The 23,860-nt window shown below is 72.2% G+C and carries 24 protein-coding genes; 7 read left to right on the top strand and 17 right to left on the bottom strand.

Annotation, left to right across the window (positions count from 1 at the left end; all coding sequences use genetic code 11):
• Positions 1 to 28 precede the first annotated feature (28 nt).
• The gene (gene fabI / locus ACLQ2R_RS15470) at positions 29 to 793 is read right to left on the bottom strand and encodes an enoyl-ACP reductase FabI (protein WP_425960181.1); all 765 of its coding nucleotides are present in this window, start codon (positions 791 to 793) and stop codon (positions 29 to 31) included.
• A gap of 1 nt (position 794) precedes the next feature.
• On the bottom strand, positions 795 to 1,499 hold the full coding sequence (locus ACLQ2R_RS15465; protein WP_362807901.1) for a beta-ketoacyl-ACP reductase: 705 nt from the start codon (positions 1,497 to 1,499) through the stop codon (positions 795 to 797).
• 76 nt (positions 1,500 to 1,575) lie between these two features.
• Here ACLQ2R_RS15465 and ACLQ2R_RS15460 point away from each other — a divergent pair, with 76 nt between their 5' ends.
• The 4 genes from ACLQ2R_RS15460 (at position 1,576) to ACLQ2R_RS15445 (ending at position 6,071) form a co-directional block, all read left to right on the top strand.
• Positions 1,576 to 3,075: a TldD/PmbA family protein gene (locus tag ACLQ2R_RS15460; protein WP_425960180.1), complete on the top strand. Its 1,500-nt coding sequence runs from the start codon at positions 1,576 to 1,578 to the stop codon at positions 3,073 to 3,075.
• A gap of 62 nt (positions 3,076 to 3,137) precedes the next feature.
• Positions 3,138 to 4,505, top strand: a complete 1,368-nt coding sequence (locus tag ACLQ2R_RS15455; protein WP_425960468.1) for a metallopeptidase TldD-related protein — start codon at positions 3,138 to 3,140, stop codon at positions 4,503 to 4,505.
• A gap of 127 nt (positions 4,506 to 4,632) precedes the next feature.
• Complete coding sequence (locus ACLQ2R_RS15450; RefSeq protein WP_425960179.1) at positions 4,633 to 5,370, top strand: SDR family oxidoreductase; 738 nt, start codon at positions 4,633 to 4,635, stop codon at positions 5,368 to 5,370.
• 65 nt (positions 5,371 to 5,435) lie between these two features.
• Positions 5,436 to 6,071 carry a TetR-like C-terminal domain-containing protein gene (locus ACLQ2R_RS15445; RefSeq protein ID WP_425960178.1) on the top strand — a complete coding sequence of 212 codons (636 nt, stop codon included), beginning with the start codon at positions 5,436 to 5,438 and terminating at the stop codon, positions 6,069 to 6,071.
• A 74-nt stretch (positions 6,072 to 6,145) separates the two neighbouring features.
• On the opposite strand, the gene ACLQ2R_RS15440 is transcribed toward ACLQ2R_RS15445, so the two are convergent.
• Positions 6,146 to 7,282 (bottom strand): linear amide C-N hydrolase, encoded by a 1,137-nt coding sequence (locus ACLQ2R_RS15440; protein WP_425960177.1) that lies wholly within the window; start codon positions 7,280 to 7,282, stop codon positions 6,146 to 6,148.
• 39 nt (positions 7,283 to 7,321) lie between these two features.
• Positions 7,322 to 7,543 carry a dodecin gene (locus tag ACLQ2R_RS15435; protein WP_425960176.1) on the bottom strand — a complete coding sequence of 74 codons (222 nt, stop codon included), beginning with the start codon at positions 7,541 to 7,543 and terminating at the stop codon, positions 7,322 to 7,324.
• Between the two features lie 75 nt (positions 7,544 to 7,618).
• Between ACLQ2R_RS15435 and ACLQ2R_RS15430 the strand changes: the two genes are divergently transcribed.
• The gene (locus ACLQ2R_RS15430) at positions 7,619 to 7,930 is read left to right on the top strand and encodes a DUF3099 domain-containing protein (protein ID WP_386233783.1); all 312 of its coding nucleotides are present in this window, start codon (positions 7,619 to 7,621) and stop codon (positions 7,928 to 7,930) included.
• Positions 7,931 to 8,121: 191 nt separating this feature from the next.
• On the opposite strand, the gene ACLQ2R_RS15425 is transcribed toward ACLQ2R_RS15430, so the two are convergent.
• The 3 genes from ACLQ2R_RS15425 to moaA form a co-directional block, all read right to left on the bottom strand.
• A complete protein-coding gene (locus tag ACLQ2R_RS15425; protein WP_425960467.1) occupies positions 8,122 to 8,373 on the bottom strand; it encodes a DUF6457 domain-containing protein in 252 nt (83 codons plus the stop codon).
• Between the two features lie 75 nt (positions 8,374 to 8,448).
• Positions 8,449 to 9,060, bottom strand: a complete 612-nt coding sequence (mobA, locus tag ACLQ2R_RS15420; RefSeq protein WP_425960175.1) for a molybdenum cofactor guanylyltransferase — start codon at positions 9,058 to 9,060, stop codon at positions 8,449 to 8,451.
• On the bottom strand, positions 9,057 to 10,046 hold the full coding sequence (moaA, locus tag ACLQ2R_RS15415) for a GTP 3',8-cyclase MoaA (protein ID WP_425960174.1): 990 nt from the start codon (positions 10,044 to 10,046) through the stop codon (positions 9,057 to 9,059). The genes mobA and moaA overlap by 4 nt, the downstream gene beginning before the upstream one ends.
• Positions 10,047 to 10,326: 280 nt before the next feature.
• On the opposite strand from moaA, the gene ACLQ2R_RS15410 reads away from it, so the two are divergent.
• A complete protein-coding gene (locus ACLQ2R_RS15410; protein WP_425960173.1) occupies positions 10,327 to 11,481 on the top strand; it encodes an RtcB family protein in 1,155 nt (384 codons plus the stop codon).
• Between the two features lie 86 nt (positions 11,482 to 11,567).
• Here ACLQ2R_RS15410 and ACLQ2R_RS15405 read toward each other — a convergent pair whose 3' ends face one another.
• The 9 genes from ACLQ2R_RS15405 to ACLQ2R_RS15365 form a co-directional block, all read right to left on the bottom strand.
• Entirely contained in the window at positions 11,568 to 12,374 is an 807-nt protein-coding gene (locus ACLQ2R_RS15405; protein WP_425960172.1) for an aspartate/glutamate racemase family protein, read from the bottom strand.
• Between the two features lie 88 nt (positions 12,375 to 12,462).
• A complete protein-coding gene (locus ACLQ2R_RS15400) occupies positions 12,463 to 13,785 on the bottom strand; it encodes an NAD(P)/FAD-dependent oxidoreductase (RefSeq protein ID WP_425960171.1) in 1,323 nt (440 codons plus the stop codon).
• Positions 13,786 to 13,810: 25 nt separating this feature from the next.
• On the bottom strand, positions 13,811 to 14,686 hold the full coding sequence (locus ACLQ2R_RS15395) for a family 3 encapsulin nanocompartment shell protein (RefSeq protein WP_425960170.1): 876 nt from the start codon (positions 14,684 to 14,686) through the stop codon (positions 13,811 to 13,813).
• 49 nt (positions 14,687 to 14,735) lie between these two features.
• On the bottom strand, positions 14,736 to 15,587 hold the full coding sequence (locus tag ACLQ2R_RS15390; protein ID WP_425960169.1) for a class I SAM-dependent methyltransferase: 852 nt from the start codon (positions 15,585 to 15,587) through the stop codon (positions 14,736 to 14,738).
• Between the two features lie 180 nt (positions 15,588 to 15,767).
• Positions 15,768 to 16,598 (bottom strand): SDR family NAD(P)-dependent oxidoreductase, encoded by an 831-nt coding sequence (locus tag ACLQ2R_RS15385; protein ID WP_425960168.1) that lies wholly within the window; start codon positions 16,596 to 16,598, stop codon positions 15,768 to 15,770.
• An 87-nt stretch (positions 16,599 to 16,685) separates the two neighbouring features.
• Positions 16,686 to 17,633, bottom strand: coding sequence for a sulfotransferase (locus ACLQ2R_RS15380; protein WP_425960167.1), 948 nt, complete (start codon positions 17,631 to 17,633; stop codon positions 16,686 to 16,688).
• Positions 17,630 to 18,949: an MFS transporter gene (locus ACLQ2R_RS15375; protein ID WP_425960166.1), complete on the bottom strand. Its 1,320-nt coding sequence runs from the start codon at positions 18,947 to 18,949 to the stop codon at positions 17,630 to 17,632. The genes ACLQ2R_RS15380 and ACLQ2R_RS15375 overlap by 4 nt, the downstream gene beginning before the upstream one ends.
• 2 nt (positions 18,950 to 18,951) lie before the next feature.
• Complete coding sequence (locus ACLQ2R_RS15370; protein WP_425960165.1) at positions 18,952 to 20,289, bottom strand: DegT/DnrJ/EryC1/StrS family aminotransferase; 1,338 nt, start codon at positions 20,287 to 20,289, stop codon at positions 18,952 to 18,954.
• Positions 20,290 to 20,968: 679 nt separating this feature from the next.
• Positions 20,969 to 21,538 carry a PadR family transcriptional regulator gene (locus ACLQ2R_RS15365; protein WP_425960164.1) on the bottom strand — a complete coding sequence of 190 codons (570 nt, stop codon included), beginning with the start codon at positions 21,536 to 21,538 and terminating at the stop codon, positions 20,969 to 20,971.
• Between the two features lie 52 nt (positions 21,539 to 21,590).
• Between ACLQ2R_RS15365 and ACLQ2R_RS15360 the strand changes: the two genes are divergently transcribed.
• Positions 21,591 to 22,772, top strand: coding sequence for an FAD-dependent oxidoreductase (locus ACLQ2R_RS15360; RefSeq protein ID WP_425960163.1), 1,182 nt, complete (start codon positions 21,591 to 21,593; stop codon positions 22,770 to 22,772).
• Between the two features lie 100 nt (positions 22,773 to 22,872).
• Here the strand turns inward: ACLQ2R_RS15360 and ACLQ2R_RS15355 are convergent, their stop codons facing one another.
• Positions 22,873 to 23,742 (bottom strand): UbiA family prenyltransferase, encoded by an 870-nt coding sequence (locus ACLQ2R_RS15355; protein ID WP_425960162.1) that lies wholly within the window; start codon positions 23,740 to 23,742, stop codon positions 22,873 to 22,875.
• Between the last annotated feature and the right edge of the window lie 118 nt (positions 23,743 to 23,860).

Below are 23,860 nucleotides of genomic sequence, written 5' to 3'. Positions count from 1 at the left end.
AAAAGGGCGCGGAAGGGATGCGAGAAGGTCAGGCCCCGATGGCGTGCACGCCGCCGTCGACGTGGACGATCTCGCCCGTCGTCGCGGGGAACCAGTCCGACAGCAGGGCCACGCACGCCTTGGCCGCCGGGCCCGGGTCGTTGACGTCCCAGCCGAGCGGCGCCTTGGCGGGCCAGCTGTCCTCGAACTCGACGAAACCGGGGATGCTCCTGGCGGCCATCGTCCGGATCGGGCCCGCGGCGACCAGGTTCACCCGGATGCCCTGCTTGCCGAGGTCGCGGGCCAGGTAGCGGGAGCAGGACTCCAGCCCTGCCTTGGCCACGCCCATCCAGTCGTAGACCGGCCAGGCCTTCGTCGCGTCGAAGTCCAGGCCGACGATCGCGCCGCCCTCCTTCATCAGCGGGAGCGCGGCCACCGCGAGCGACTTGAACGAGTACGTGGAGACCTGCACGGCGGTCGCCACGTCCTCCCACGAGGTGTTCAGGAAGTTGCCGCCCAGGGCGGTCTGCGGGGCGAAGCCGATGGCGTGCACGACCCCGTCCAGCCCGCCGAGGTGCTCGCCGACCCGGTCGGCCAGCGAGGCGAGGTGCTCCTCGCTGGTGACGTCGAGCTCCAGCACCGGGGGCGGCTCGGGCAGCCGCTTGGCGATGCGCTCGACCAGGCTGAGCCGGCCGAAGCCGGTGAGCACGATCTGCGCGCCCTCCTGCTGGGCCAGCTTGGCCACCGTGAAGGCGATGGAGGCGTCGGTGAGGACGCCGGTGATCAGAAGTCGCTTGCCGTCGAGGATTCCCATGTCAGTGCCCCATTCCCAGACCGCCGTCCACGGGGATGACGGCCCCCGTGATGTAGGCGGCGTCCTCGCCGGCCACGAACCTGACCACGCGTGCGATCTCCTCCGCGCTGGCGTAGCGGCCCAGCGGGATGTTCTTCCTGATCTGCTCCTGGTACACCTCGTCCAGCTCGGCCGTCATGTCGGTCTCCACGAAACCGGGGGCGACCACGTTGACGGTGATGTTGCGCGAGCCGAGCTCCCTGGCCGCCGACCGGGCGAAGCCGATCATGCCCGCCTTGGAGGCGGCGTAGTTGCTCTGCCCTGCCGAGCCGAGCATGGCCACCACCGAGGAGATGAGCACGATGCGTCCCCGCTTGAGGCGGAGCATGCCGCGGGTGGCGCGCTTGGCGACCCGGTAGGCGCCGGTGAGGTTGGCGTCGATGACCTCGGTGAAGGTCTCCTCCTTCATCATCGGCAGCAGCGTGTCCCGGGTGATGCCGGCGTTGGCCACGAGCACCTCGACCGGACCGTACTCGGCCTCGACCTTCGCGAACGCGGCGTCCACGTCCGCCGTGCTGGTGACGTCACAGCGCACGCCGAACAGGCCCTCGGGGGGCTGTCCGGATCGGTAGGTCACGGCGACGTCGTCGCCGGCCTGAGCGAGTTCGCGGGCGATCGCGAGGCCGATGCCGCGATTGCCGCCGGTTACGAGAACAGAGCGAGCCATGGTCAGACGGTATCGGCTACCGGGGGGTAACCCTCTTGTCCGGGGGGGACAAGATCACGCCGCTAGGATCGTCGACATGCGCCAGATCGATGCCGACTTCCTCGCCCTCCCGCTGCGGCGGCTGGCGGACGCGGCCCTGCAGCGTGCCCGTGACCTGGGCGCCGAGCACGCCGACTTCCGCCTGGAACGGATCCGCGGCCAGACCGTGCGCCTGTCCGACACCGCGACCGAGGGGGCCATCGACGCCGACACCCTGGGGTACGCCGTGCGGGTGGTCAAGGACGGCACGTGGGGGTTCGCCGGAGGCATAGAGCTCACCGCCGAGGCGGCCGTCGCGGTCGCCGAGCAGGCGGTGGAGGTGGCGGTCGTCTGCGCGGCGGTCAACCGCGAGCCCGTGGAGCTGGCGCCCGAGCCGGTGCACGCCGACGTCACCTGGGTCTCCTCCTACGAGCTCGACCCGTTCGAGGTGCCGATGAGCGACAAGGCGGCGCTGCTCGCCGACTGGTCGGGCGGCCTGCTGCGCGATCCCGGGGTGGACCACACGCAGGCGTCGCTGATGCAGGTCAAGGAGCAGAAGTTCTACGCCGACACGGCCGGGACGGTCACCACGCAGCAGCGGGTGCGCGTCCATCCCCGGCTGCAGGCGATGCGGGTTCTGGAGGGCCGCTTCGACTCGGCGCGGACGCTCGCCCCGCCGGTCGGCCGGGGGTACGAGTACCTCACCGGCACCGGCTGGGACTTCCCCGCCGAGCTCGCCCGCATCCCGGAGCTGCTCGACGAGAAGCTCCGGGCCCCCTCGGTCGAGGCGGGCCTGTACGACCTGGTGATCGACCCGTCGAACCTGTGGCTGACCGTCCACGAGTCCGTGGGGCACGCCACCGAGCTGGACCGGGCCCTGGGGTACGAGGCGGCCTACGCCGGGACGAGCTTCGCCACCTTCGACCGGCTCGGCGAGCTGGTGTACGGCTCCGAGGCGATGAACGTGACCGGTGACCGCACCGTCGAGCACGGCCTGTCCACCATCGGCTACGACGACGAGGGCGTCGCCACCCGGGAGTTCGACATCGTCTCCGACGGCGTCCTGGTCGGCTACCAGCTCGACCGGCGGATGGCGCTGCTGAAGGGCCTGGGCGCCTCCAACGGGTGCGCCTTCGCCGACTCCCCCGGCCACACCCCGATCCAGCGGATGGCCAACGTCTCGCTCCGCCCGGCGCCGGACGGCCCCTCCACCGAGGAGCTGATCTCCGGCGTCGACCGGGGCGTCTACGTGGTGGGTGACAGGAGCTGGTCCATCGATATGCAGCGGTACAACTTCCAGTTCACGGGCGAGCGGTTCTACCTCATCGAGAACGGCCGCCTCGCCGGCCAGCTCCGCGACGTCGCCTACCAGGCCACCACGACCGACTTCTGGAGATCGCTGGCGGCACTCGGCGGGCCGCAGACGTACGTGCTGGGCGGGGCCTTCAACTGCGGCAAGGGCCAGCCGGGACAGATCGCCCCGGTCAGCCACGGCTGCCCGTCGGCGCTCTTCCGCGGCGTGCGCGTGCTGAACACCGCCCGGGAGAGTGGAACGTGAACGCGTACGGAGAGCAGGGCGGGGAGCACGGTGACCACGACGGCCGGCGGGAGAGGAACGGGATGAGCCCCCAGGAGATGGTCGAGAGGGCGCTCGACCTCTCCACGGCCGACGACGTCGTCGTGATCGTGGAGGAGGGGTCGAGCGCCAACCTGCGCTTCGCGGGCAACACCCTCACCACCAACGGTGTGTCGCGCTCGTCCCAGCTCACGGTGATCTCCATCGTGGGCCGGGGCGTGGGCGTGGTGTCGCGGGCGGCGGTCGGGCCGGACGGGCTCGACGACGTGGTGGCCGCGGCCGACCACGCCGCCGAGGACGCGCGGCCGTCCGAGGACGCCCGCCCACTGCTGGAGGGCACCCGCTCCGGCGACTGGGACGATCCCGCCGAGCCGACCTCGATCGGGGTCTTCGGCGTCTTCGCCCCCGCCCTGGGAGAGGCCTTCGCCGCGGCCGAGGCGGGCGGGCGCAGGCTGTACGGGTTCGCCGAGCACCGGGTCACGACGACCTTCGTGGGCACCTCGGCCGGTGCCCGCCTCCGGCACGTCCAGCCCACCGGCCGCCTGGAGCTCAACGCCAAGTCCCCCGACATGAGACGCTCGGCCTGGACCGGGGTCTCCACCCGCGACTTCGCCGACGTCGACGTGGCGGCCCTGGACGCCGTGCTGGCCAGGCGGCTGGCGTGGGCCGGGAACCGGGTGGACCTGCCCGCGGGCCGGTACGAGACGCTGCTGCCGCCGACGGCCGTGGCGGACCTGATGATCTACCTGTACTGGACGGCCGGGGCCCGCAACGCCCTGGAGGGGCGCACGGTCTTCTCCCGGCCGGGCGGCGGCACCCGCGTCGGCGACGTGCTGTCCCCGCTGCCGATCCGGCTGTACTCCGACCCGGGGGCGCCCGGGGTGGAGTGCCCGCCGTTCGTGGTGGCGCACGCCTCCGGGCGGCAGACCTCGGTGTTCGACAACGGGCTGCCGCTGGCGCCCACCGACTGGATCTCCGACGGCAGGCTGGCCGGCCTGCTGCAGACCCGGCACACGGCCGAGCTGACCGGCCTGCCGGTCACCCCGGTCATCGACAACCTGATCATGCGGGGGCCCGAGGGCGGCCGGTCGCTGGAGGAGATGATCGCCTCCACCGAGCGCGGCCTGCTGCTGACCTGCCTGTGGTACATCCGCGAGGTCGACCCGCAGACGCTGCTGCTGACCGGGCTGACCCGCGACGGCGTCTACCTGGTGGAGAAGGGCGAGGTCGTGGGCGAGGTGAACAACTTCCGCTTCAACGAGAGCCCGGTGGACCTGTTGCGCCGCCTGACCGAGGTGGGCGCCTCGGAGCAGACCCTGCCGCGCGAGTGGGGCGACTACTTCAACCGCGCGATCATGCCCGCGGTCCGGGTGCCCGACTTCAACATGTCGACGGTCAGCCAGGCCAGCTGACGTCCCGCGCCGGAGCGCGTCCGGTGTCCCCGCGGGGCCACCGGACGCGCTCGCCGCGTTTGTACAGTTTGTCCATAGTGACGTACGCTCCACTGTGTACAGATTGTTCACTGACGGAAGAGGCCCCATGACCGGCTCGGAAACCTCGCGCGTCGCCGTCGTCACCGGCGGATCCGGCGGGATCGGCCGCGCCGTGGCCGCGCACCTCGGCGGCCGCCGCTTCGACGTCGTCGTCCACTACAGCGGGAACCGGGACCGCGCCCAGGCCGCGGCCGAGGCCGTCGAGGCCGCCGGTGGCCGGGCGATCACCGCCGGGGCCGACGTGGCGGACGAGACCGGGATCGCGGACCTGTTCGAGCGGGCGCGCACCGCCTTCGGCGGTGTCGACGTCGTCGTCCACACCGCGGGCGTCATGCCCCTGGGGCCGATCGCGGAGATGGACCTCGGCGACTTCGACCGGGTGCAGCGGACCAACGTCCGCGGGACGTTCGTCGTGAACCAGGCCGCGGCCCGGGTGGTCCGCGCCGGCGGGAGCATCGTCAACTTCTCGACGTCCGTGACCCGCCTGCAGCAGCCGAACTACGGCGCCTACGCCGCGTCGAAGGGTGCCGTCGAGGCCCTCACCCTGATCCTGGCGCGGGAACTGCGCGGGCGCGACATCACCGTGAACGCGGTCGCCCCCGGCCCGACCGCGACGCCGCTGTTCCTCGACGGGAAGCCGCAGGAGGTCGTCGACCACCTGTCCTCCCTCGCCCCGCTGGAGCGGCTCGGCACCCCGGACGACATCGCGCGGTCGGTGCTCGGCCTCATCGACGCCCGCTGGATCAACGGCCAGGTCGTGTACGTCAACGGCGGCATCGCCTGACCCCGTCCCCCTGGATCCCAAGGCAGGTGAGTCCCATCGGCGGATCGCCGGACGAGGAGGCCCCCGTGACGGCACCGGCCCCGCCACGGCCTTCGCCGGGCCGCAGAAGGCGGTCGGCGGACGAGGTGCGCGCGGCCGTTCTCGAGACCACGGCCCGGCTCCTCCTGGAGGACGGGATATCGGCCGTCACGTTCGACAGGGTCGCGCGGGCGGCCCCCGCCAGCAAGGCCACGATCTACAAGTGGTGGCGATCACCGGGGGCGCTGGCGGCGGAGGCGTACTTCGCGCACGTCGAGGAACGGCTTCGTTTCGACTCGACCGGCGACGTCGAACACGATCTCCGCACCCAGTTGCGCGCCTTCGTGGCGCTGCTCCTGCGGCCCGAGGTGGGAAAGGCGATCGCCCACCTCGTCGGCGCGGCCCAGGACGACCCCGACCTCGCCAGGGCCTGGTCGGAGAACTACTCGCGCGACCGCAGGCGGCTCGCCGTCGATCGTCTCACCGAGGCCAGGGACGCCGGGCAGATCCGCCGGGACGTCGATCCGCAGGTCGTCGTCGACCAGCTCTGGGGCGCCTGCTACCACCGCCTCCTCCTGCCCGACGAGCCGCTCACCCCGGCGTTCGCGGACGCCCTGGTCGACAACCTCGGACGCGGCATCCTCGCACCGTGCCCCCGCGTGCCCCCGCGTGCCCCCGCGTGACCCCGCGTGACCCCGCGTGACCCCGCGTGACCCCGCGTGGCTCGCGGGGGCGTCCGGGCCCCGCCCGGCCCCGTTCAGCGCTGGAAGAGGGGGACGGTGTGCACCCGGTCCCAGCGCTGGCCCGTCACCACCCGGGCGGTGGCGTCGGTGAGGTCGTAGACGACCGACCAGCGGGTGTGCGTCTGGGCCACGCTCCGGAGCAGGCCCATGGCGTCACTCCAGTCCCTGGCCGCGGGCAGCCCCCGGGCGAGCGTGCCGTAGCGGCCGTCGGCCCGGCGCTGGGCCGGTGAGGTGCCGGTCATGGTGAAGTTGGTGAGCATCCGGTCGTCGATGACGTTGAGCCTGCCCCGGGCGTACTCCACGACGACCGACCTGCCGGTGGCGTCGGCGATCAGGTAGTGGACCTGCGGCCCGATGGTGAAGTCCACGTCGTAGCGGCGCATGATCGCCACCGCCTCGTCCACGGTCGCCGCCTCGTCGAGCATCATCCGGATGACGCGCACGCTGCCGAGCTCGGGGCGGTCGGGAGAGGGCTTGGGCAGCCCGCCCTCGGGCGCGGTGGCCATCCCGATCGCCAGGCCCTTCTCGTTGACGCCGTCGAACGGGGCGAGCACCGCGTGGGCCATCCTGCGGCGGTCGGAGGCGGAGGCCGGGTCAGGCGGGGTCGAGCGGCCCAGCAGGTGGAACAGGTCCACGACGGAGACCGAGGCGTAGCCGTCGGGCGGGTCGGAGTGGACGATCAGCGCCGGGTTGGGGTCCCAGTCGAAGTTGCGGCCGAACAGCGGCCGGTCACCGTCGAGGGCGAACAGCGAGCAGGCCCAGCCGTCGGCGGAGGCGGCCAGCTCCCCCTCGCCGAGGGGGGCCTCGCGGTCGTAGGAGCCGTGGAAGGTCATCTCGTACATCGGAAGATCGTCGATCTTCCGGAGGCTGCGGATCGTCCGCGCGACCTCGGTGGCGCTCTGGCGCAGCAGTGTGTCCCCCCCTGACCCGGGCCGCGACGTCGTACCCGCCCGCGGCGTGGTGTCGGCTTCCGGCGTCGTGGCGGATCGCGGTGGTGCCGCGGGCCGCGGGGTCGCGGCGGGCCCGGAGGCCGCCCCGGGGCGCCCGGCGACGGCCCCGGCGGGTGAGTCCGCGGGGCCCGCGCAGCCCGTCAGCAGGACCATCGCCGCGGCCAGCGCGATCCGTGCCCGTCCGCTCCGTCTCTCGTCCACCCCGGCAGTCTGCGTCACCGGAGGGCCCGGCGTACAGGCTCAGTCGTCCTCGTCGTCCTCCAGGCGGAATCCGACCTTCATCGAGACCTGGAAGTGGCCGACCTCCCCCTCCTCGATGTGCCCCCTGATCTCGGTCACCTCGAACCAGTCGAGATGGCGCAGGGTCCTGGAGGCGCGGCGGACGCCGTTGCGCACGGCGGCCTCGACGCTCTCCCCCGACGTTCCGACCACTTCGGTCACCCGGTACGTTCGATCTGTCATCTCATGCTTGTTCCCAGAAAGCGGTGACCGCATGACCGTTCTCAGCCGGTCGTTATGAGGCCTAGATTGGGAATCGTGAACGGATGGCGCAGACGCCCGGTGGTTCATCAGGTGACCGACGCACAGCCCTCCCTGAGCGATGACATCGGCAAGCGCGAGAAGAGCTACTTCATCAAGATGGGGATCCGGCTGCTCTGCCTGATTCTCGCCTTCACCGTGCCCGCCCCGATGCCCGTACGGCTCCTGCTCTTCGCCGGAGCGATCTTTTTACCATACGCCGCCGTGATCGGGGCCAACGCGCCGCCACGCGGGCCGTCCGATGCCCCCGACTTGGGGGATTACACACAGAGCGAGATCCCGCGCCATCGACGCGAGATCGGGTCGTGACTAAGTCTTGACGCATCCCAAGGGTAGTAGGTGTACGCTTTAACCAAGTGCCCTGGTCCCCCGTCGGGGCACTGTTGCCGGCGTTCCGGGCCCCCGTCGGAACGCCGATGAAGCGACGCCGGGTGGTTTGCCCCCGTAACCACCCGGCGTCGCCCTTTTATCAAACATTGCTTATTTTACTCGTTGTTTTGTTATTTATCGCCCAATGTCTCGGGCGTCGCCTGTTCCCAGTCGCGCGCCAGGGTGGTCAATCTCTCCACCGTGCCGGGCGGTGCCGTCCCCGCCCCCTGGGCCAGGCCGAGCAGATACGCCGTCAGCGGCGCGGCCGGCCGGGTGACCCCGTGCGCGACCTCCCTGGTCAGGTCCAGCAGCTCGTCACGGTCGACCGTCGCGGGATCGATGCCCAGCTCCCGGCAGACCAGCGCGGTCCACTCCTCCAGCACGTTCAACGCTCACTCCTCGTTCTCGGTCAGGCCGGTCGTTCTCGGTCAGGCCGGTCGTTCTCGGTCAGGCCGGTCTCACGGCGCCGCGTCCCCGTCGTCGGGACCCGGCCTCGCCTCGCGGGCCCGTCGTAGATCGTCCATGGTGTCGCAATCGAACCACGGCCGGCCGGTGAGGCGAAGGACGGCCGGGGAGAGCGGGGCCAGCAGGCCGTGCAGCGAACGGCCCTCGTAACGGGCGAGTGCCCCCTTCAGGCCCTCCGTCCGCCAGACCCCGGCGAGCCACTGCTCACGGCCGTCGTCGTCGGCGAGCACCGCCCCGGCCGGCGGCTCCCGGTCCCCTGCGGGTTCCTCCCCTGAGACCGCCTCCAGCAGCGCCGCGACGTGCCCGGCCTCCAGGAACGGCAGGTCGGCGGCGAGCAGCGCCACCCATGGGGCGGTCACCTCGGCCATCCCCGCCCGGAGCGCCGGGATCGGGCCGCCGCCCGGCGGGTCCTCCCTGCGGAAGAGCGCGCGCGGCAGCCCGGGGCGGGACGGGCCGACGATCACCAGCCTGTCCGCGCCGGCCACGGCGGCGGCCACCGACTCGACCAGGGGACGTCCGGACACGCGCATGCCGGGCTTGTCGCGACCGCCCAGCCGTCGCGCGAGGCCGCCCGCCAGGACGCAGGCGTCGTAGCGGGTCGTCATCCGCCGATGGCGGACATCGGTCGGGAGGGCTGCAGGAAGGACGGGTCGTCGATGCCGTGACCGGCCTTCTTGATCCTGACCGCGGACCGCCACCGCTCGGCGATCTCGTCGTCCCCGGCGCCGGAGCGCATCGCGGCCCGCAGGTCCGACTCGTCGGTGGCGAACAGGCAGTTGCGGATCTGCCCGTCGGCGGTGAGCCGCACCCGGTCGCACGCGCCGCAGAACGGGCGGGTGACCGAGCCGATGACGCCGACCCCGGCCGGGCCTCCGTCGACGAGGAAGCTCTCGGCCGGGGCGCTGCCGCGCTCCACCGGGTCGTCGCCGGTCAGCCGGAACGCCTCCCCGAGCCGGGCGAGGATCTCGTCGGCCGTGATCATGTTCTCCCGGGTCCAGCCGTGCTGGGCGTCCAGCGGCATCTGCTCGATGAACCGGAGCTCGTATCCCCGCTCCAGGCAGTAGCGGAGCAGCGGCACGGCCTCGTGGTCGTTGATCCCGCGCATCAGCACCGTGTTGACCTTGACCGGGCGCAGTCCGGCGGCGTCGGCGGCCTCCAGGCCGCGCAGCACGTCGTCCAGCCGGTCGCGGTGGGCGAGCCGCTTGAAGGTCTCGCGGTCGAGGGTGTCGAGGGAGACGTTGACCCGGCTCAGGCCCGCGGCGGCCAGCGAGGCCGCCATCCGGCTCAGGCCGATCCCGTTGGTCGTCAGCGACACCTGCGGGGCGGGGGTCAGGACGGCGGTACGGGACACGATGTCGGCCAGCTCGCGGCGGAGCAGGGGCTCGCCCCCGGTGTAGCGGACCTCGGTGATCCCCAGCCGCTCCACGCCGATGGTGACCAGCCGGACGATCTCGTCGGCGGTCAGCAGCTCGGGTTTGGGCAGCCACTCCAGCCCCTCGGGGGGCATGCAGTAGGAACAGCGCAGGTTGCAGCGGTCCGTGAGGGACACCCGCAGATCGGTCGCCACACGCCCGAACGAGTCCTGCAACACGGAGTGCCACCTTCCGGTCGGTCGCCTGTGCGAACAGGGGACCAGCCTACGGCCTACCACCCGCCCGGCCCCGGACGGGCCGTCACCGGTTCAACATCACCCCGAAGTGGTTGATTCCTCACACTTCTGTTCCGGTCTTGTTCGCGGTCGCGGTCGCGGTCTCGGCCGAGGGTTCGGCTGCGGTTCCGGCTGCGGCGAGGGGCGGCGTGGTGCCGGATAAAATGGGTGGGATTCTCGCTTCGCCGGCAGCAGACTGGATCTCGCAACGAAGGAGATCATCATGCCGAACCGTCCCGCACCGAACCTGGTCTCGTGGGCCAGCGAGATCGACGAGGGCACGATCACGCAGGCCGCGCGCTCCGCCCGCCTGCCGTTCGTCTCCGGCCACGTCGCCCTCATGCCCGACGCGCACGTCGGGATCGGCGCGACGGTCGGATCGGTGATCCCCACCGAGGGAGCGATCATCCCGGCCGCCGTGGGCGTCGACATCGGGTGCGGCATGGTCGCGACCGAGACCACGCTCACCGCCGCCGACCTGCCCGACACCCTCGCCGCGCTGATGCCGCTGGTGGAGAGGCGCATCCCGGCCGGTGTCGGCAAGGGGCACGACGACCCGTCGCTGGACCGCGCGCTGGACGACCTCGGCCGCCCGCACACCGGCCTGACCCCCCAGCAGGAGAGGAAGGTCTCGCTGCAGTTCGGCACCCTCGGGTCCGGCAACCACTTCGTCGAGGTCTGCCTCGACGAGCGTGACCGGGTCTGGACGGTGCTGCACTCGGGTTCGCGCGGCATCGGCAACCAGCTCGCCACCAAGCACATCGTCGACGCCAAGAAGCTGATGAAGCGGCAGGAGGTCGGCCTGGAGGACCCGGACCTGGCCTACCTGGTGCAGAACACGCCGGAGTTCACCGCCTACATCGAGGACATGCTCTGGTCGCAGGCGTACGCCATGGCCTCGCGTGCCCGGATGGACGCGGTGCTGAGCGACGCGCTGTTCCGCGTCGTCGGCGGGGGCGAGCGGATCAGGACGATCAACTGCCACCACAACTTCACCCAGCGGGAGAAGCACGACGGCAAGGACCTGTGGATCACCCGCAAGGGGGCCATCAAGGCCGACACCGGTGACGAGGGCGTGATCCCGGGTTCGATGGGGACGCGCTCGTACATCGTGCGCGGTCTGGGCAACCCGCTGTCGTACAACTCCTGCTCCCACGGGGCGGGCCGCAGGATGTCGCGTACCAGGGCAAGGCGGGAGCTGTCGGCGGCGTCGCTGACCGAGGCGATGCGCGGCCGCACCTGGAACGCGAACCGGGCCGCCGCCCTGGTGGACGAGCACCCGGAGGCGTACAAGCCGATCGACCAGGTGATGGACGACCAGAAGGACCTGGTCGCGGTCCGGCACACCCTGCGCCAGGTGTTCAACTACAAGGGGTGAGTGCGCGCTCCTCGTGCCCGGGACGGTGTCCCGGGCACGAGGACGCGGCGTCCGTTCGCGTGGCGGCCCGGCCGTGCGGTGCTCGTTCAGCGGGCACCGTAGGGGGTGCGGGTGAGGCCGTGGTGGACCATCTCGGTGAGCGTCACGATGTCGAAGACCGGCAGGCCGATCCGTTCCTGGACGGCGTGCGCGTAGGGCACCAGGTCGGTGCACTCGATGACGAGCGCCCCCATGTCGGGGTTCTCCCTGGCCAGCCGTTCGGCCTGTGCGAGCACCTCGCGGCCCAGGCGGGCGGCGTCGAGATCGGGGCGGCGGGCCTCCAGCATGACCTCGCGGAACTCCGGCTGTTCCTCCATGCCCGCCACACAGACCGGGACGTCCTCGGCCCCCACTCCCGCCAGGTGGCGCCGGGTGAGGGAGCGTTCCTTGGCGACCAGCAGGCCGACCTTCTGGTCGGAACGGATCATGCGGGCGACCATGGGCACCTGGATCAGGCTGGAGGAGTACAGCGGCACCGTGACCGCGTCGGCCAGCTCCCTCTGGAAGATGGCGAGGAAGCCGCAGCCGCTGGTGACGGCCGCCGCGCCCCGCGCCTGGAGGTCCCGGGCCGCGTCGACGAACGGGCCGAGCAGCGCGGGGTCGGCCTGGGTCACCACGCGTTCGGCGGTCGCGCCCTCCACGACCCGGTAGAGGACGGGGAAGCCGAAGGTGGCCGGGTTGCGGATGTGACCTGGGATCTTGGTGAACGAGGTGTCCATGCAGATGACGCCGACGGCGACGTCGTGCCCCTTCCCCACCCGGGACTCGGCGCGGGACTCGGCCCGGGACTCGGGTCCGGTCCTGGTCTCGGTGTCGGGCTCGGTCTCGGTCTTGGGCTCGGTCTCGGCTTTCATCTCGGTCCTCTCCCGTCTGGGACGGTGTCGCGGTGAACGGCCCGTCCCGCGGGACGGGCCCGGCGGCCGGACGCGGGGCGGCCCGCGTTCAGTGCCGGAGCCGCCGGCGCGGGAACCGGCCGCCGTAGCGTCCGGGCCGCAGCGGCGTGAGGTCCATCTCGGGTCGCTCCCCGGTGACGATCTGGGCGATCAGCCTCCCGCTGACCGGCGCGAGGCCCATGCCGATGTGGCCGTGGCCGCACGCGACGGAGAGGTTGCGGTAGGAGCCGGCTCGTCCCAGGAAGGGCAGCCCGTCCGGGCTGCAGGGGCGGAAACCGCTCCAGGTCTCCAGGATCTCGGTCCGTTCCAGCGCCGGGAGGTAGGTGTGGACGGTGCGCAGGATGCCGTCCACCCGGCGGCGGGAGATCGTGGCGTCCATGCCCGACAGCTCCAGGGTCCCGCCGAAGCGCAGGCGGTCCCCGAGCGGTACGAGCGCGACCTTCCCCTCGCCGAACAGGACCGGCAGCCGGGGGGCGCCCGCCGGCGTCTTGACCGTGATCGAGTAGCCCTTGGCGGGCTGCAGGTCGAGGCCGACGCCGAGCTCCCCGGCGCACTCCGCCGACCACGTCCCGGCGGCGACGACCGTCTCGGCGGGGGTGAAGTCACCGCGCGTGGTCCTGACCCGCCTGACCTTCCCTGCCCCGGCCGTGAAGCCGACGACCTCCGTTCCCTCGTGGATCTCGACGCCCATCTCCCGCAGCCGGTGGGCCAGCCCGGTGACGAACTCGGGGACGCGCAGGTAGGCGCCCTCCTCGTTGTACAGGGCGCCGTGGACGTCGAACTCGGCGTCCGGTTCGAGCTCGCGCAGCTCCCCCGGCCCCAGCACCCGCAGCGGCACCCCGCCGGCCACCGTCGCGGGCACCGACCGGCACGCCTTCTCGAACCCCTCCCGCGTCCGGTACGTGAGCAGCATGCCCGGGGCGGCGAAGGCCGGGGCGAGGTCGCCCGAGGAGCAGAGCTCGCGGAGGATGTCCAGGCTCCGCTTCTTCATGTCGACGAGCACCCGGAAGCCCGCCCTCGCGTCCCGCTCGTTGCAGGCCCGGCGGAAGTGCCAGAGCCACCGCAGCAGGGCGGGGTCCGGGCGGGGTCTGATGTGGAAGGGACTCTCCGGGTCGAGCAGCCAGCGCATTCCCTGGGCCATCACGCCGGGTTCGGCCAGCGGGAGCGCGCCCTGGGTGCCGACGAAGCCCGTGTTGCCGTACGAGCAGGACTGCGGGCCGCCGATCGGCCCGCGTTCGACGACGGTCACGTTCAGGCCCGCGAGGCGCAGGTGGTAGGCGCAGAACAGGCCGACGATGCCGCCGCCGACGACGAGGGCGTCCGGGTCGTACCGGATGGGCTGGGGGGTCTTCGGGGCGGGCATCGCCGTCATGGTCGCGTCCTTCCTGTGCGGGCCTCTACAGGGTCACGATGAAGACGTTGGTCAGCAGGTTGACCACGACCCGTTCGTAGATCTCGGCCTTGAGCGCGATGCCGGGCTCGGCGAAGGTGCCCGGCGGCGGCTCCTCGAAGCGGATCACCGAGCGTCCGGCGTCGAAGAGCTGGGCGCCGTGCCCGAAGTCGCCGACGATGGCGGTCCCCGGGTCGACCAGGCGGGTCCTGACGATGAAGACGCCGTTCCTCTCCAGGTCGTCCATCAGGCTGCCCTGTCCCATGAACCGGTAGTAGTCGACGGGGTTGATGATGAGCCCGTCGGCCGTTCCCCCCATCTGCTCCGCCTCGTTGCAGGCCGCCAGGATCGTCGAGGTGAACGGCCCCTTCGACGTCATGCGCGGGATGCCCGGGATGTTCAGCAGCCCGCCCTCGCCGCGGATGATCGTGTGGTTCTCGGCCGTGCCGAGGCGGACGATCAGCCGGTAGTTGATGAAGGACTCGAACGTCTCGGGGTCCTCCCACAGCTCCGGCGGGACCTGCACCCACGCCGTGGTCGTGTGCAGTTCGGGGATCGGCGACCGGTGGAAGCGGTTGGCCGCCTCCCGCCTCAGGTCGGCCTCGTCGACCTCGGGGTCGCCCGGCCGGGGCGGGCTCTCGTGCCAGTAGAAGCGCCGGGGGTCGCGGGACAGGTCGACGACCTTGAGCATGTTGCGCGCCGGGTAGCGGGGCTTCCTGCGCGAGCTGGTCAGCGAGTCGGTGATCGTCACGTCGTACTCGACGGAGGCCTCCAGTCCCTTGGCGGCGCAGGCCTCCACGAACATCCGGCCGGGTGACATCTCGTTCTTCCGTTGGGCGACGACTTCCGCCATCGTCCGCTTCACGCCTTCGTCGCGCTGCATGACTTCCTCACTCACTGGTGGTCCGGGAACTGCTCGGTAGGGGCCGGCGTCAGGACGTGGCGGTGTGCGGCCTGCGGGCGACGAACATGCCCCAGCCGAACTCGCCCTCGTCGATGGCGATCTGGATCTCCGCACAGGACTCGGAGAAGGCCAGCATCCATTCGCGGGCCGCGGTGTCCGTCGTCGCCTCGGCGCGCTCGGCGGCGGTCTTCCCCAGCACGCGGTACGTCTGCCGGATGTGGCTCTCCAGGTTGCGGGCCAGGAGGATCTCGAAGCCGGCCCGCTCCAGGGCGGCCTGGTAGCCGACGAACGAGAAGCCCCCGTTCCACCTCACCCGGTCGTAGACGTGCTTGCGGGCGCGCTCGCCGACCTCCTCCTTGGGCTGGAGGAAGTCGGAGAAGGCGAAGATCCCGCCGGGGCGCAGGACGCGGTGGATCTCGGTGTGGCTGGTCGCCTTGTCGGGCACCAGGCAGAGCGCGTCCTGGCTGACGACGTGGCTGAAGGTTCCCTCCTCGTAGGGCATCCGCGTCACCGACCCCTGGCGGAACGTCAGGTCGAGCCCGCCGCGCGTCCTCAGCGCCTCCTGCGCGAACGTGACGCGTTCGGCGCTGAGGTCCAGCCCCTCGCCGCGGCAGCCGAACCGCCCGGCCAGGTGGAGCAGGAAGTTGCCGCAGCCGCAGCCGGCGTCCAGCACGTAGGAGGAGCCGTCGATCATCGCGTCCGCGGCCAGGATCTCCGACGTCCGCTCGGCGGCGGCGCGGTAGTCGTCGTCGGTGTCGCCGGCGAAGTACCCGGTGTGCAGGACGCCGTCGCCGTCCCAGAAGCTCAGATAGGTGCGCAGGGTCTGGTCGAAGAAGTCCTCGACGTCCCTCTCGGTGTACGCGTGGCCGGTCACTGACATCACGGGTTCCTTCCTGGTGCTCGCCGGTGCGGCGGGTCCCGGGTCCGGCGGGGTCGCCGGGCGCGGGTGTCCCGGCCACGGGGTTCCGTGGCCGGCGGGGGTGGACGGTCTCGGTCGCGGGGGCTCGGGTCGTCGGGTGTGGGTGTCCTTGGCCGCGGAGGTGAGGTCGGGGGCTCGGGGTCAGGTGTAGGTGTCCTTGGCCGCGGAGGTGAGGTGGGGGGCCGCGGGTCCCACCACGCTGGCGCCGCCGTCGATCAGGTGGACCACGCCGGTGACGAAGGAGGCGCGCTCCCCCGCCAGGAAGGCGGCGACGGCGGCGAACTCCTCCGGCGTCGCGATGCGGCCCAGCGCGTTGTGCCGCCCCATGGCGCGCAGTTCCGCCTCGGGGTCGCCGTCGTCCCCGGCCAGCTTCGCCGCGGCCCGCTCCACCGCCGGGGTACGGGTCGCGGCGGGCGCCAGCACGTTGACGGTGATGCCGTCGCGGCCGACCTCCGAGGCGAGGGACTGGGCGAAGCGGACGACGGCGGCACGCGTCATCCCCGAGAGCGCGAGCTGGGCGACGGGAACGCTCGCCGTCTCCGAGGTCACGAAGAGCAGCCGTCCCCAGCGCGCGGCCCGCAGGTGCGGCAGCGCGGCCAGGGCGAGGGTCACCGCGGGCAGCAGCACCCGGTCGACGGCTCCCCGGTACTCGGACGGCTCGAACCGGGTGGCCGTGCCGATCGGCGGGCCGCCGCCGTTGACCACGACGATGTGGAGCGCGCCGAGGCCGGCGGCGACGTCGTCGACCCAGCGGCGGACCGCGGCCTCGTCGGTGATGTCGACGCGGGTGGCGTGGACGCGCCCGCGCGCCACCTCCTTCAGGCGTCGTTCCGCCTCGGCGAGGCGGCCGGGATCGCGCGCGCCGATCGCGACGTGCGCGCCCTCCCTGGCCAGTTCCATGGCCGTGGCGAGACCGAGCCCGCTCGATCCTCCGGCGACGAGCGCGACCCTGTCGTCGAGTCCCAGGTCCAACCGTCCTCCTCTGTGCCTGCCGGACGCCCGCCGGTGACTCCGGTGTACGGGGTTCGCGGGTGTGCGGGTCTTACGGGTGTACGGGGCTTACCGGTGTGCGGGTGTGCGGGGGCCGCCGAGGGGGTAGCCGTAGCGGCCGAAGAGCGGCCAGGACAGCGTCGTCGCGGCCAGCCGGGCCGGCCACGCGAGCTCGGTCGTCCAGGAGTCGTCCCGCTCCCTGATGAGGGTCGTGCCCGCGTGGAAGCGGTCCGGGTTTCCGGTGACGGTGTGGTTGGGACGCAGGTCGACCGTCCGGCCGCGCATCGGGTTGCCGTCCGGGCCGGCGCCGCAGAACCGGAGCAGCCTGTCGATCGTCCCTGCGGGGTCGGCGATGAAGTCCTCGTAGCGCAGGAACACCGACCGTTCCCTGTTGTGCCGGAGGATCGCCTGCGAGGCCACGTTGAAGCCGTGCCAGTAGGCCGTGCTCTTCGGCGACGACATGACGTAGCAGTACTCCTTCTCCCTGCTCCAGGACTGGGCGACCGCCCGCGGGTCGCGTACCAGGTGGACGTAGTAGGGCCGCACCCCGTCGAGGTGGGGCAGCAGGGCCGCCTCGCCGGGGATCTTGGTGGTGTCCACGATCACGCGCGCGCCCGTCGCCCCGGCGATGGCGTGGTAGGTCCGCGACATCAGCTCGGCGTGCTCGCGGACGTCGTCGCGGTACAGGCCCCGGCGCAGGACGCGCCAGGTGTGCCGGGTCCGCACGCACGACAGCTGGCGGCGGCGGACGACGGCGGCGTGCGCCTCCGCCGAGAGCCCGGCGGGCCGGACGGATCGCAGGACCTCCGACCAGATCCGGCACTCGACGAGCGGCCTGCCGCAGCCGCAGGAGGTGTTCGAGCCCCTGCCCACGGCGTTCATCCACAGGAAGTGCAGCTCGCCGACGTGGAAGACCCCCGGGACCTCGTTGAGGATGTTGCCGATGATGGTGCTGCCGTTGCGGCACCATCCGGTGACGCACAGGATCGTGAGCGGGGACCGGTCCGATGTGTTCAAGGCGTGCTCCTGACTCGACTCGACGCCGCCGGCTCCGCGTCCGGCCGGCGGACGCTCAGCGCCACCGCCACGGCCACCGCCGCGCAGCAGGCTCCGGCGACGAAGACGGCGGGATACCCCAGACCCGCCGCGACCATCCCGAGCAGCGGCCCCCAGACGCTCAGGCCCAGATCCCAGAAGGAGGTGTACGCGCCGAGCGCGGCCCCCTGCCGGGAGGGGTCGGTGCGGTCCATCACCATCAGGGCCAGCGAGGGGTGCAGCAGCGAGAACCCGACGCCCATGACCACGCTGCCGATCACGGCGACGGGCAGGTTCGGCGCCAGGGCGATGATCAGCAGGCCTGCGGCCTCCCCGATGCCGGACCAGGTCGCGACCCGGCGCGCCCCGAGCCGGTCCGGCAGGTGGCCGATGACCAGCCGCGTACCGGCGTAGACGGCGCTGAAGACGCTGAGCGCCACGACGCCCGATCCCGTGCCCCTGGCCTGCAGGTGCAGGACGACGAAGGCGGCGACGCCGGCGTATCCGGCGGCGGCGAGCGCGAGCGCCAGGCCGGGCAGCAGGGCGGGACGCGGCAGCAGGGTCTCCCACCTGCCGCGCGGGTCCTTCGCCGGTCCTTCCGCCACCGGCGGTTCCTTGAGCGCCGGTTCCGTGACCCGTGGTTCCGTGAGCGGTTGTCCGGCGACCCGTGGTTCGGCGGCCTGTGGTTCCACGTCCTGTGGTTCCGTGACCGGCCGGGCCGCGCGGGAGGACGCCGGAACGGAGACGATCAGCAGCAGCCCGAGGAGGGCGGCGGCGGCGTTGAAGCCCCAGACCGCGCCGTAGCCGAGGTCCAGCAGCACGGCGCCGAGGAAGGTCCCGGCCGAGATCCCGCCCCACATGCTGACGCCGTAGAGCCCGATGAGCTGCCCGCGCCGCTCGTGCGGCGCGAGCGACACGACCCAGACGGCACCGGCGGTGAAGAGCGCCGCCTCGCCGACGCCGAGCAGCAGGCGGACGGCCACGAGACCGCCCAGGCCGAGCGGCAGGAAGTAGAGCAGGCCGCCGGTGGCGACGAGCAGCGCGCCCGCCTGCATGACGCGCCGGTGGCCGTAGGTGTCGGCCAGGTGGCCGGAGACGGGACGCACCAGCAGCGCGGTGAGCGCCGTCGCCGTGACCACCAGACCGACCGCGAGGTCCCCCGCGCCGAAGCGTTCCCTGACGAAGCCCGGCAGCACCGGGATCGCCGAGGTGAGTCCCAGGTAGCCGCAGAACAGCCCGCCGAAGACCCCGAGGAGGGCACGGCGCGGGATCCGGCTCCCCTGTGCGGAGGCAGCCACCCCTACTGCCCGACGGCGGTGGTGCCGGCCGGTGCGGGGTGACCGGATCCGAGCGCGCCCGCGACCTTGCGGACCGCGCCGATCAGGTGGTCGCAGTCGTCGGTCGTGAGGCTGGAGGAGAGCGGGATGTCGATCGCCTCCTGAAGGTGGCGGGTGGTCGCCGGCAGCAACTCCTTGATCTCCTCGACGTCCCGGGAACCGAACAGGAACCGCCAGTTCCAGAAGACCCGCACGTTGGTGTCCTCGTCGGAGCCGAGGTTGCGCGCGTCCACGCCCTCGCAGCACAGCGCGCGGGCGAACCACTTCGCGTCCACGCCGGGGACGCGGAAGATGAACGCCTCGCCCAGGTAGGCGCCGGGCTCCACGGGCCGCCGGATGGCGATCTGGGGCAGGTCGGCGAGCGCCCGGGCCACGTAGGCGTAGTTGCCGCGGAAGCGTTCCAGGCGGATCGGCAGCCGTTTCATCTCCGCGCGCAGCAGGGCGGCGCGGATCTCGTCCATCCGGAAGCTGAGCAGCGGCAGGTCCAGGTCGGTGGCGATCGGTGGCTCGCCGTCCGGGAAGTGCCTGCGGTAGCGTCCCTCGTACGCGCCGGAGAGCACCACCGCGCGGGCGTAGAGCACGCTGTCGTCCGTCGCCAGGAACCCGCCCTCGCCGCAGTTGAGCGACTTGTCGGACTGGGTGCTGAAGGCGCCCGCGAGGCCGAAGGTGCCGAGCTTGCGGCCTCCCAGCTCGGCGCCGAAGGCCGGGACGGCGTCCTCGAACAGCGGCACGCCCATCTCGGCGGCGAAGCGCGTCAGCGCCTCCATGTCGGCGGCGAAGCCGCGCATGTGGACGACCAGGATCGCCTTGATCTCGGGTCTCCAGCGGCGGCGCAGGTCCTCGACGTCCATCTGCAGGTTCTCGTCGACCTCCACCAGCAGCGGGGTGCATCCGGCGAGCACGATGGCGCTGGGGGTGGCGACGAAGGTGAAGCCGGGGCAGGCGACCAGGGAGCCCGGCGGGACGCCCGCCGCCATGATGGCGAGCGCGATCGCGGTGGTGCCGCTCGACACGGCCAGCGCGTGCCTGCTGCCGAGGTAGCGGCAGAGGTCCTCCTCGAACCTGCCGCACTCGGTGTCGCGCTGGGCGCGGTAGTCGTAGCGGAAGTACAGGTGACTGCGGATGGCGCGCAGCGCCGCCTCCTCGTCCTCGGGGTGGACGAAGACGGCCCCCTTGTCGTAGGTCGGCCATGGGGTACGGCGGACGGGCTCGCCTCCGTGCAGGGCCAGGCACTCCTTCCCCGTCTGCGGCGTCTCCGACGGCGGCAGGATCGGCGCCGCCCCCTCCTTCTCTGTGTTCACCGTCGAACTCCTTGATGCTGGGGCGGCTGGTCTTCTCGTCGGGGGCGTTCGGGCAGGCGTGATCACACCGCCGGCGCGGTCGTGTCACGCGGTGCCGGTGGCGTCGAGAGGGACGGTGAACGTGGGGGCGCCCGCTGCGGGCACGGGATGTCGGCGGACCGGAAAGGGCGTCGCGTCGGTCGGAAAAGAAGGATGAATCGTCCCGGAAGCCCGCACGGAAGGCCCGGCGGGCTTTGTGATCATGCTGGAGGCGAATGAAAACCTTCTGCATATTCCCTAAATGTCCAGAAGGTGTCAATGGGGGAAATGTCATTGGTCTGAGGCGCGCGGACGGCTGCCCGGAACGCCCGCGGACATCCGCGCCCCCGGCCCCGCCCGCGCGAGGTCAACGCCCCGGAACGGCCCTGATACGCGTCCTCGCGACCTCCGGGAGGGCACGATCCCCCGCCGGGACGCCGGGCTCACCGCGAAAACCTACAAAACAACTAAGAAAAGCGGAAAATGGCAAGAAAAGGCGTTCCCCGCAGGCGGAGACGGGCGATCACTGCCGTTGACCCCGTGTTTCGGTCATTCCTTTAACACGGTTTCAGAAAAAGCTTTTCGGACAGCGAGGAGCGGACCGGGCCGCTTTTGTTTCCGACCTGATAATGGCCGAACGGTTATCCGAAACGCCCTCGCCCTACAGGGAACGAGGCCAGGTGATCCGCCCGGAGCGCAGGTCCTCGGCGAGCTCGCGGACGTAGTCGGACTCGGCCCTGAGCACGGCGCGCTGGTACTCCGACTCCACCAGGAACACGCGCGACAGGAAGGTCGCGCCCTCGACCAACTCGCGCTCCAGCGTCGCCAGCCGCGCCGCGAGGGAGTCCAGGCGCTCGTCGAGCGCGGCGCGGACCTCCTCGGGCGGCAGCACGGGCAGGAAGGCGAGCGCGGCGGGGAACTCGGGGAACTCCCGGGCCGGGGTGGAGAGCATCGTGCGCATCCAGGTCCGCAGCGTCTCCAGGCCCGGCTCGGTGGGTTCGTAGACGGTCCGCTCGGGGCGGTTCTCCTCGCGCGAGGTCTCGCGGACCGCGATGAGGCCCTCACGGAGCAGGCGGTCGATGGTCTGGTACACGCTGTTGCGCTGCGCGACGTTGACCACGTCGTCCTTGTGCCGCTCCTTGATCAGTTGCTGCATCCGGTAGGCGTGCATCGGCGCCTCGGCGACCAGCGAGAGCAGCGCCATGGCCAGGGGTGAACGCCTCGTGGACATGACGCCATCGTACGGCGTGGCGCTGTATAGTCATTCTATGTATAGTCATTATATGACCAAAAAAGCTCTGATCATCGGCGGGGGCATCGCGGGCCCGGTGACGGCCATGGCGCTGCAGCGCGCGGGCCTCGACGTGGAGGTCTTCGAGGCCTACGACCGCGGCTCCGAGGGCGTGGGCGCCTTCCTGACCATCGCGGTCAACGGGCTCGAGGCGCTGCGCGTCCTCGACCTGCGCGAGCAGGTCGCCGCCCTGGGCATGGACTCGCCCCGGATGGTGATCGTCAACGGCCGCGGCAGGCGGCTCGCCACCCTCACCCAGCCCAGCAGGACGGTGAAGCGCTCCGACCTCTACCGGACGCTGCGCGACGAGGCCGTGCGGCGCGGCGTGCGGGTCACCTACGGCAGGCGCCTCACCGACGCCTCGATCACCGGCGACGGGGTGCGGGCGGTCTTCGCCGACGGCAGCGAGGCCGAGGGAGACCTGCTGGTCGGCGCCGACGGGCTGCGCTCGCGCACCCGCGCGCTCATCGATCCCGGCGCCCCCCGCGCCCGGCACGTCGGGCTGCTGAACACCGGCGGCTTCGCGACGGGCGTCACGGTGCCGGGCGAGCCGGGGACGAGCTACTTCGTCTTCGGCAGGAGGTGCTTCTTCGGCTACCTGATCCACCCCGACGGCCAGGTGTGGTGGTTCGCCAACCCGCCGAGCCCCCGGGAGCCGACCCGCGAGGAGCTCGCGGCGATCACCCCGGCGCAGTGGCGCGTCCGGCTGGAGGAGCTCTTCAGGGACGACACCGGGCCGATGCTCGACATCGTCCGCGCGACCGGCGACATCCCGCCCGCCTGGAACACCTACGACTTCCCGTCCGTCCCGCGCTGGTTCAACGAGCGCATGGTGATCGTGGGCGACGCCGCGCACGCGACCTCGCCCTCTGCGGGCCAGGGGGCCTCCATGGCGATCGAGGACGCGGTGACGCTGGGCAGGTGCCTGCGCGACGTCCCCGTCCCCCGGGAGGCGTTCGCCGCCTTCGAGCGCCTGCGCCGGGAGCGGGTGGAGCGCGTCGTGGCGCAGGGCAGGCGCAACGGGAGCGGCAAGGCCCCGGGGGTCGCCGGCGCCTTCGTCCGCGACCTCGCGCTACCCGTGATCATGCGGTACGCGATGAAGCCGGGTGCGATGTCCTGGCTGTACGACCACCGCATCTCCTGGGACGAGCCGGTGCCCGCACCGGCACACTGACCGCTCCCCCGCTCCCGCGCCCCCGCCTTCCCGCTCCCCCGGCTGCGTCCGGGTAAGACGTCCCGATCAGGCGTACCGGTCAGGCGTACCGGTTCTCCGGTCAGGAGCCGGTGAGGGCGGTGCCGCGGGCGAGGAGGAGCACGACGTCGACCGCGGCGACCGCGATCGCCGCGGCGAACGGCACGCGCGGCGAGGTACGGCCCAGCGCCAGCCCGCCCGCGGTGAGGGCGCCCGCCGCCGCCAGCGCGGCCCACTCCCCCGGTCCCGGCGGCCGTCCGGGCCCCAGGACGAGCACGGCCGTCGCCGCCAGCAGCGGCAGCGGGATCAGCACGCGGACGCGACCGGCGCCCAGCCGCTGCGGCCAGCCGCGGACACCGCCCGCCAGGTCAGCGGGGATGTCGGGGAGCACGTTGGCCAGGTGCGCCCCGCAGCCGAGCAGCGCGGCGGCCAGGACCACCCACCAGGCGGGCCAGGGATGTCCCGGCAGGCCCAGCGTGACGAACGCCGGCAGCGAGCCGAACCCCACCGCGTACGGCAGCCAGGAGAACACGGTCGCCTTGAGCCCGAGGTCGTAGGCCCATGCGGCGGCGACGCCGGCGAGATGGACGGTCCCGGCCGTCGGGCCGGAGGCCAGCGAGAGCGGCACGCACAGCGCCAGCGCGGTGAGCGCGGCGGCCCACACCGCGCGCACGCCCACCGCGCCACCGGCGACGGGCTTGTCGGTACGGCCCGCGGCGGCGTCGCGCTCCGCGTCCACCGCGTCGTTGCACCAGCCGACCGACAGCTGCCCGGCCAGCACGGCGGCGGCCACCAGGGCGCACCCGGCCGCGTCGCGCCCGCTCGCGACGGCCAGCGCGGTCACCAGGACGGTCACCGCCACGGTCGGCGCCGGATGGCAGGCCATCAGCAGTCCCGGCACGGACCGGAGCACCGGCTCCGGACCCGGCTTCGGTGACCGGCTCGTCGTCACGCGACCTCGTCCCGCTGTGGTAGGCGCCGTCGGATCCCCCGCCCGCGGACGGCCCCTCGGACGGACCCTCGGACGGACTCCCGGACGGAGGAGGATGTCAACGATCGATGGTAAGCCG

Source organism: Streptosporangium sp. DT93, from assembly GCF_049844535.1.
Classification (GTDB): Bacteria; Actinomycetota; Actinomycetes; order Streptosporangiales; family Streptosporangiaceae; genus Streptosporangium.
Note: the sequence above shows the minus strand (reverse complement) of the source record. Positions and strands in the feature narration are given on the sequence as shown.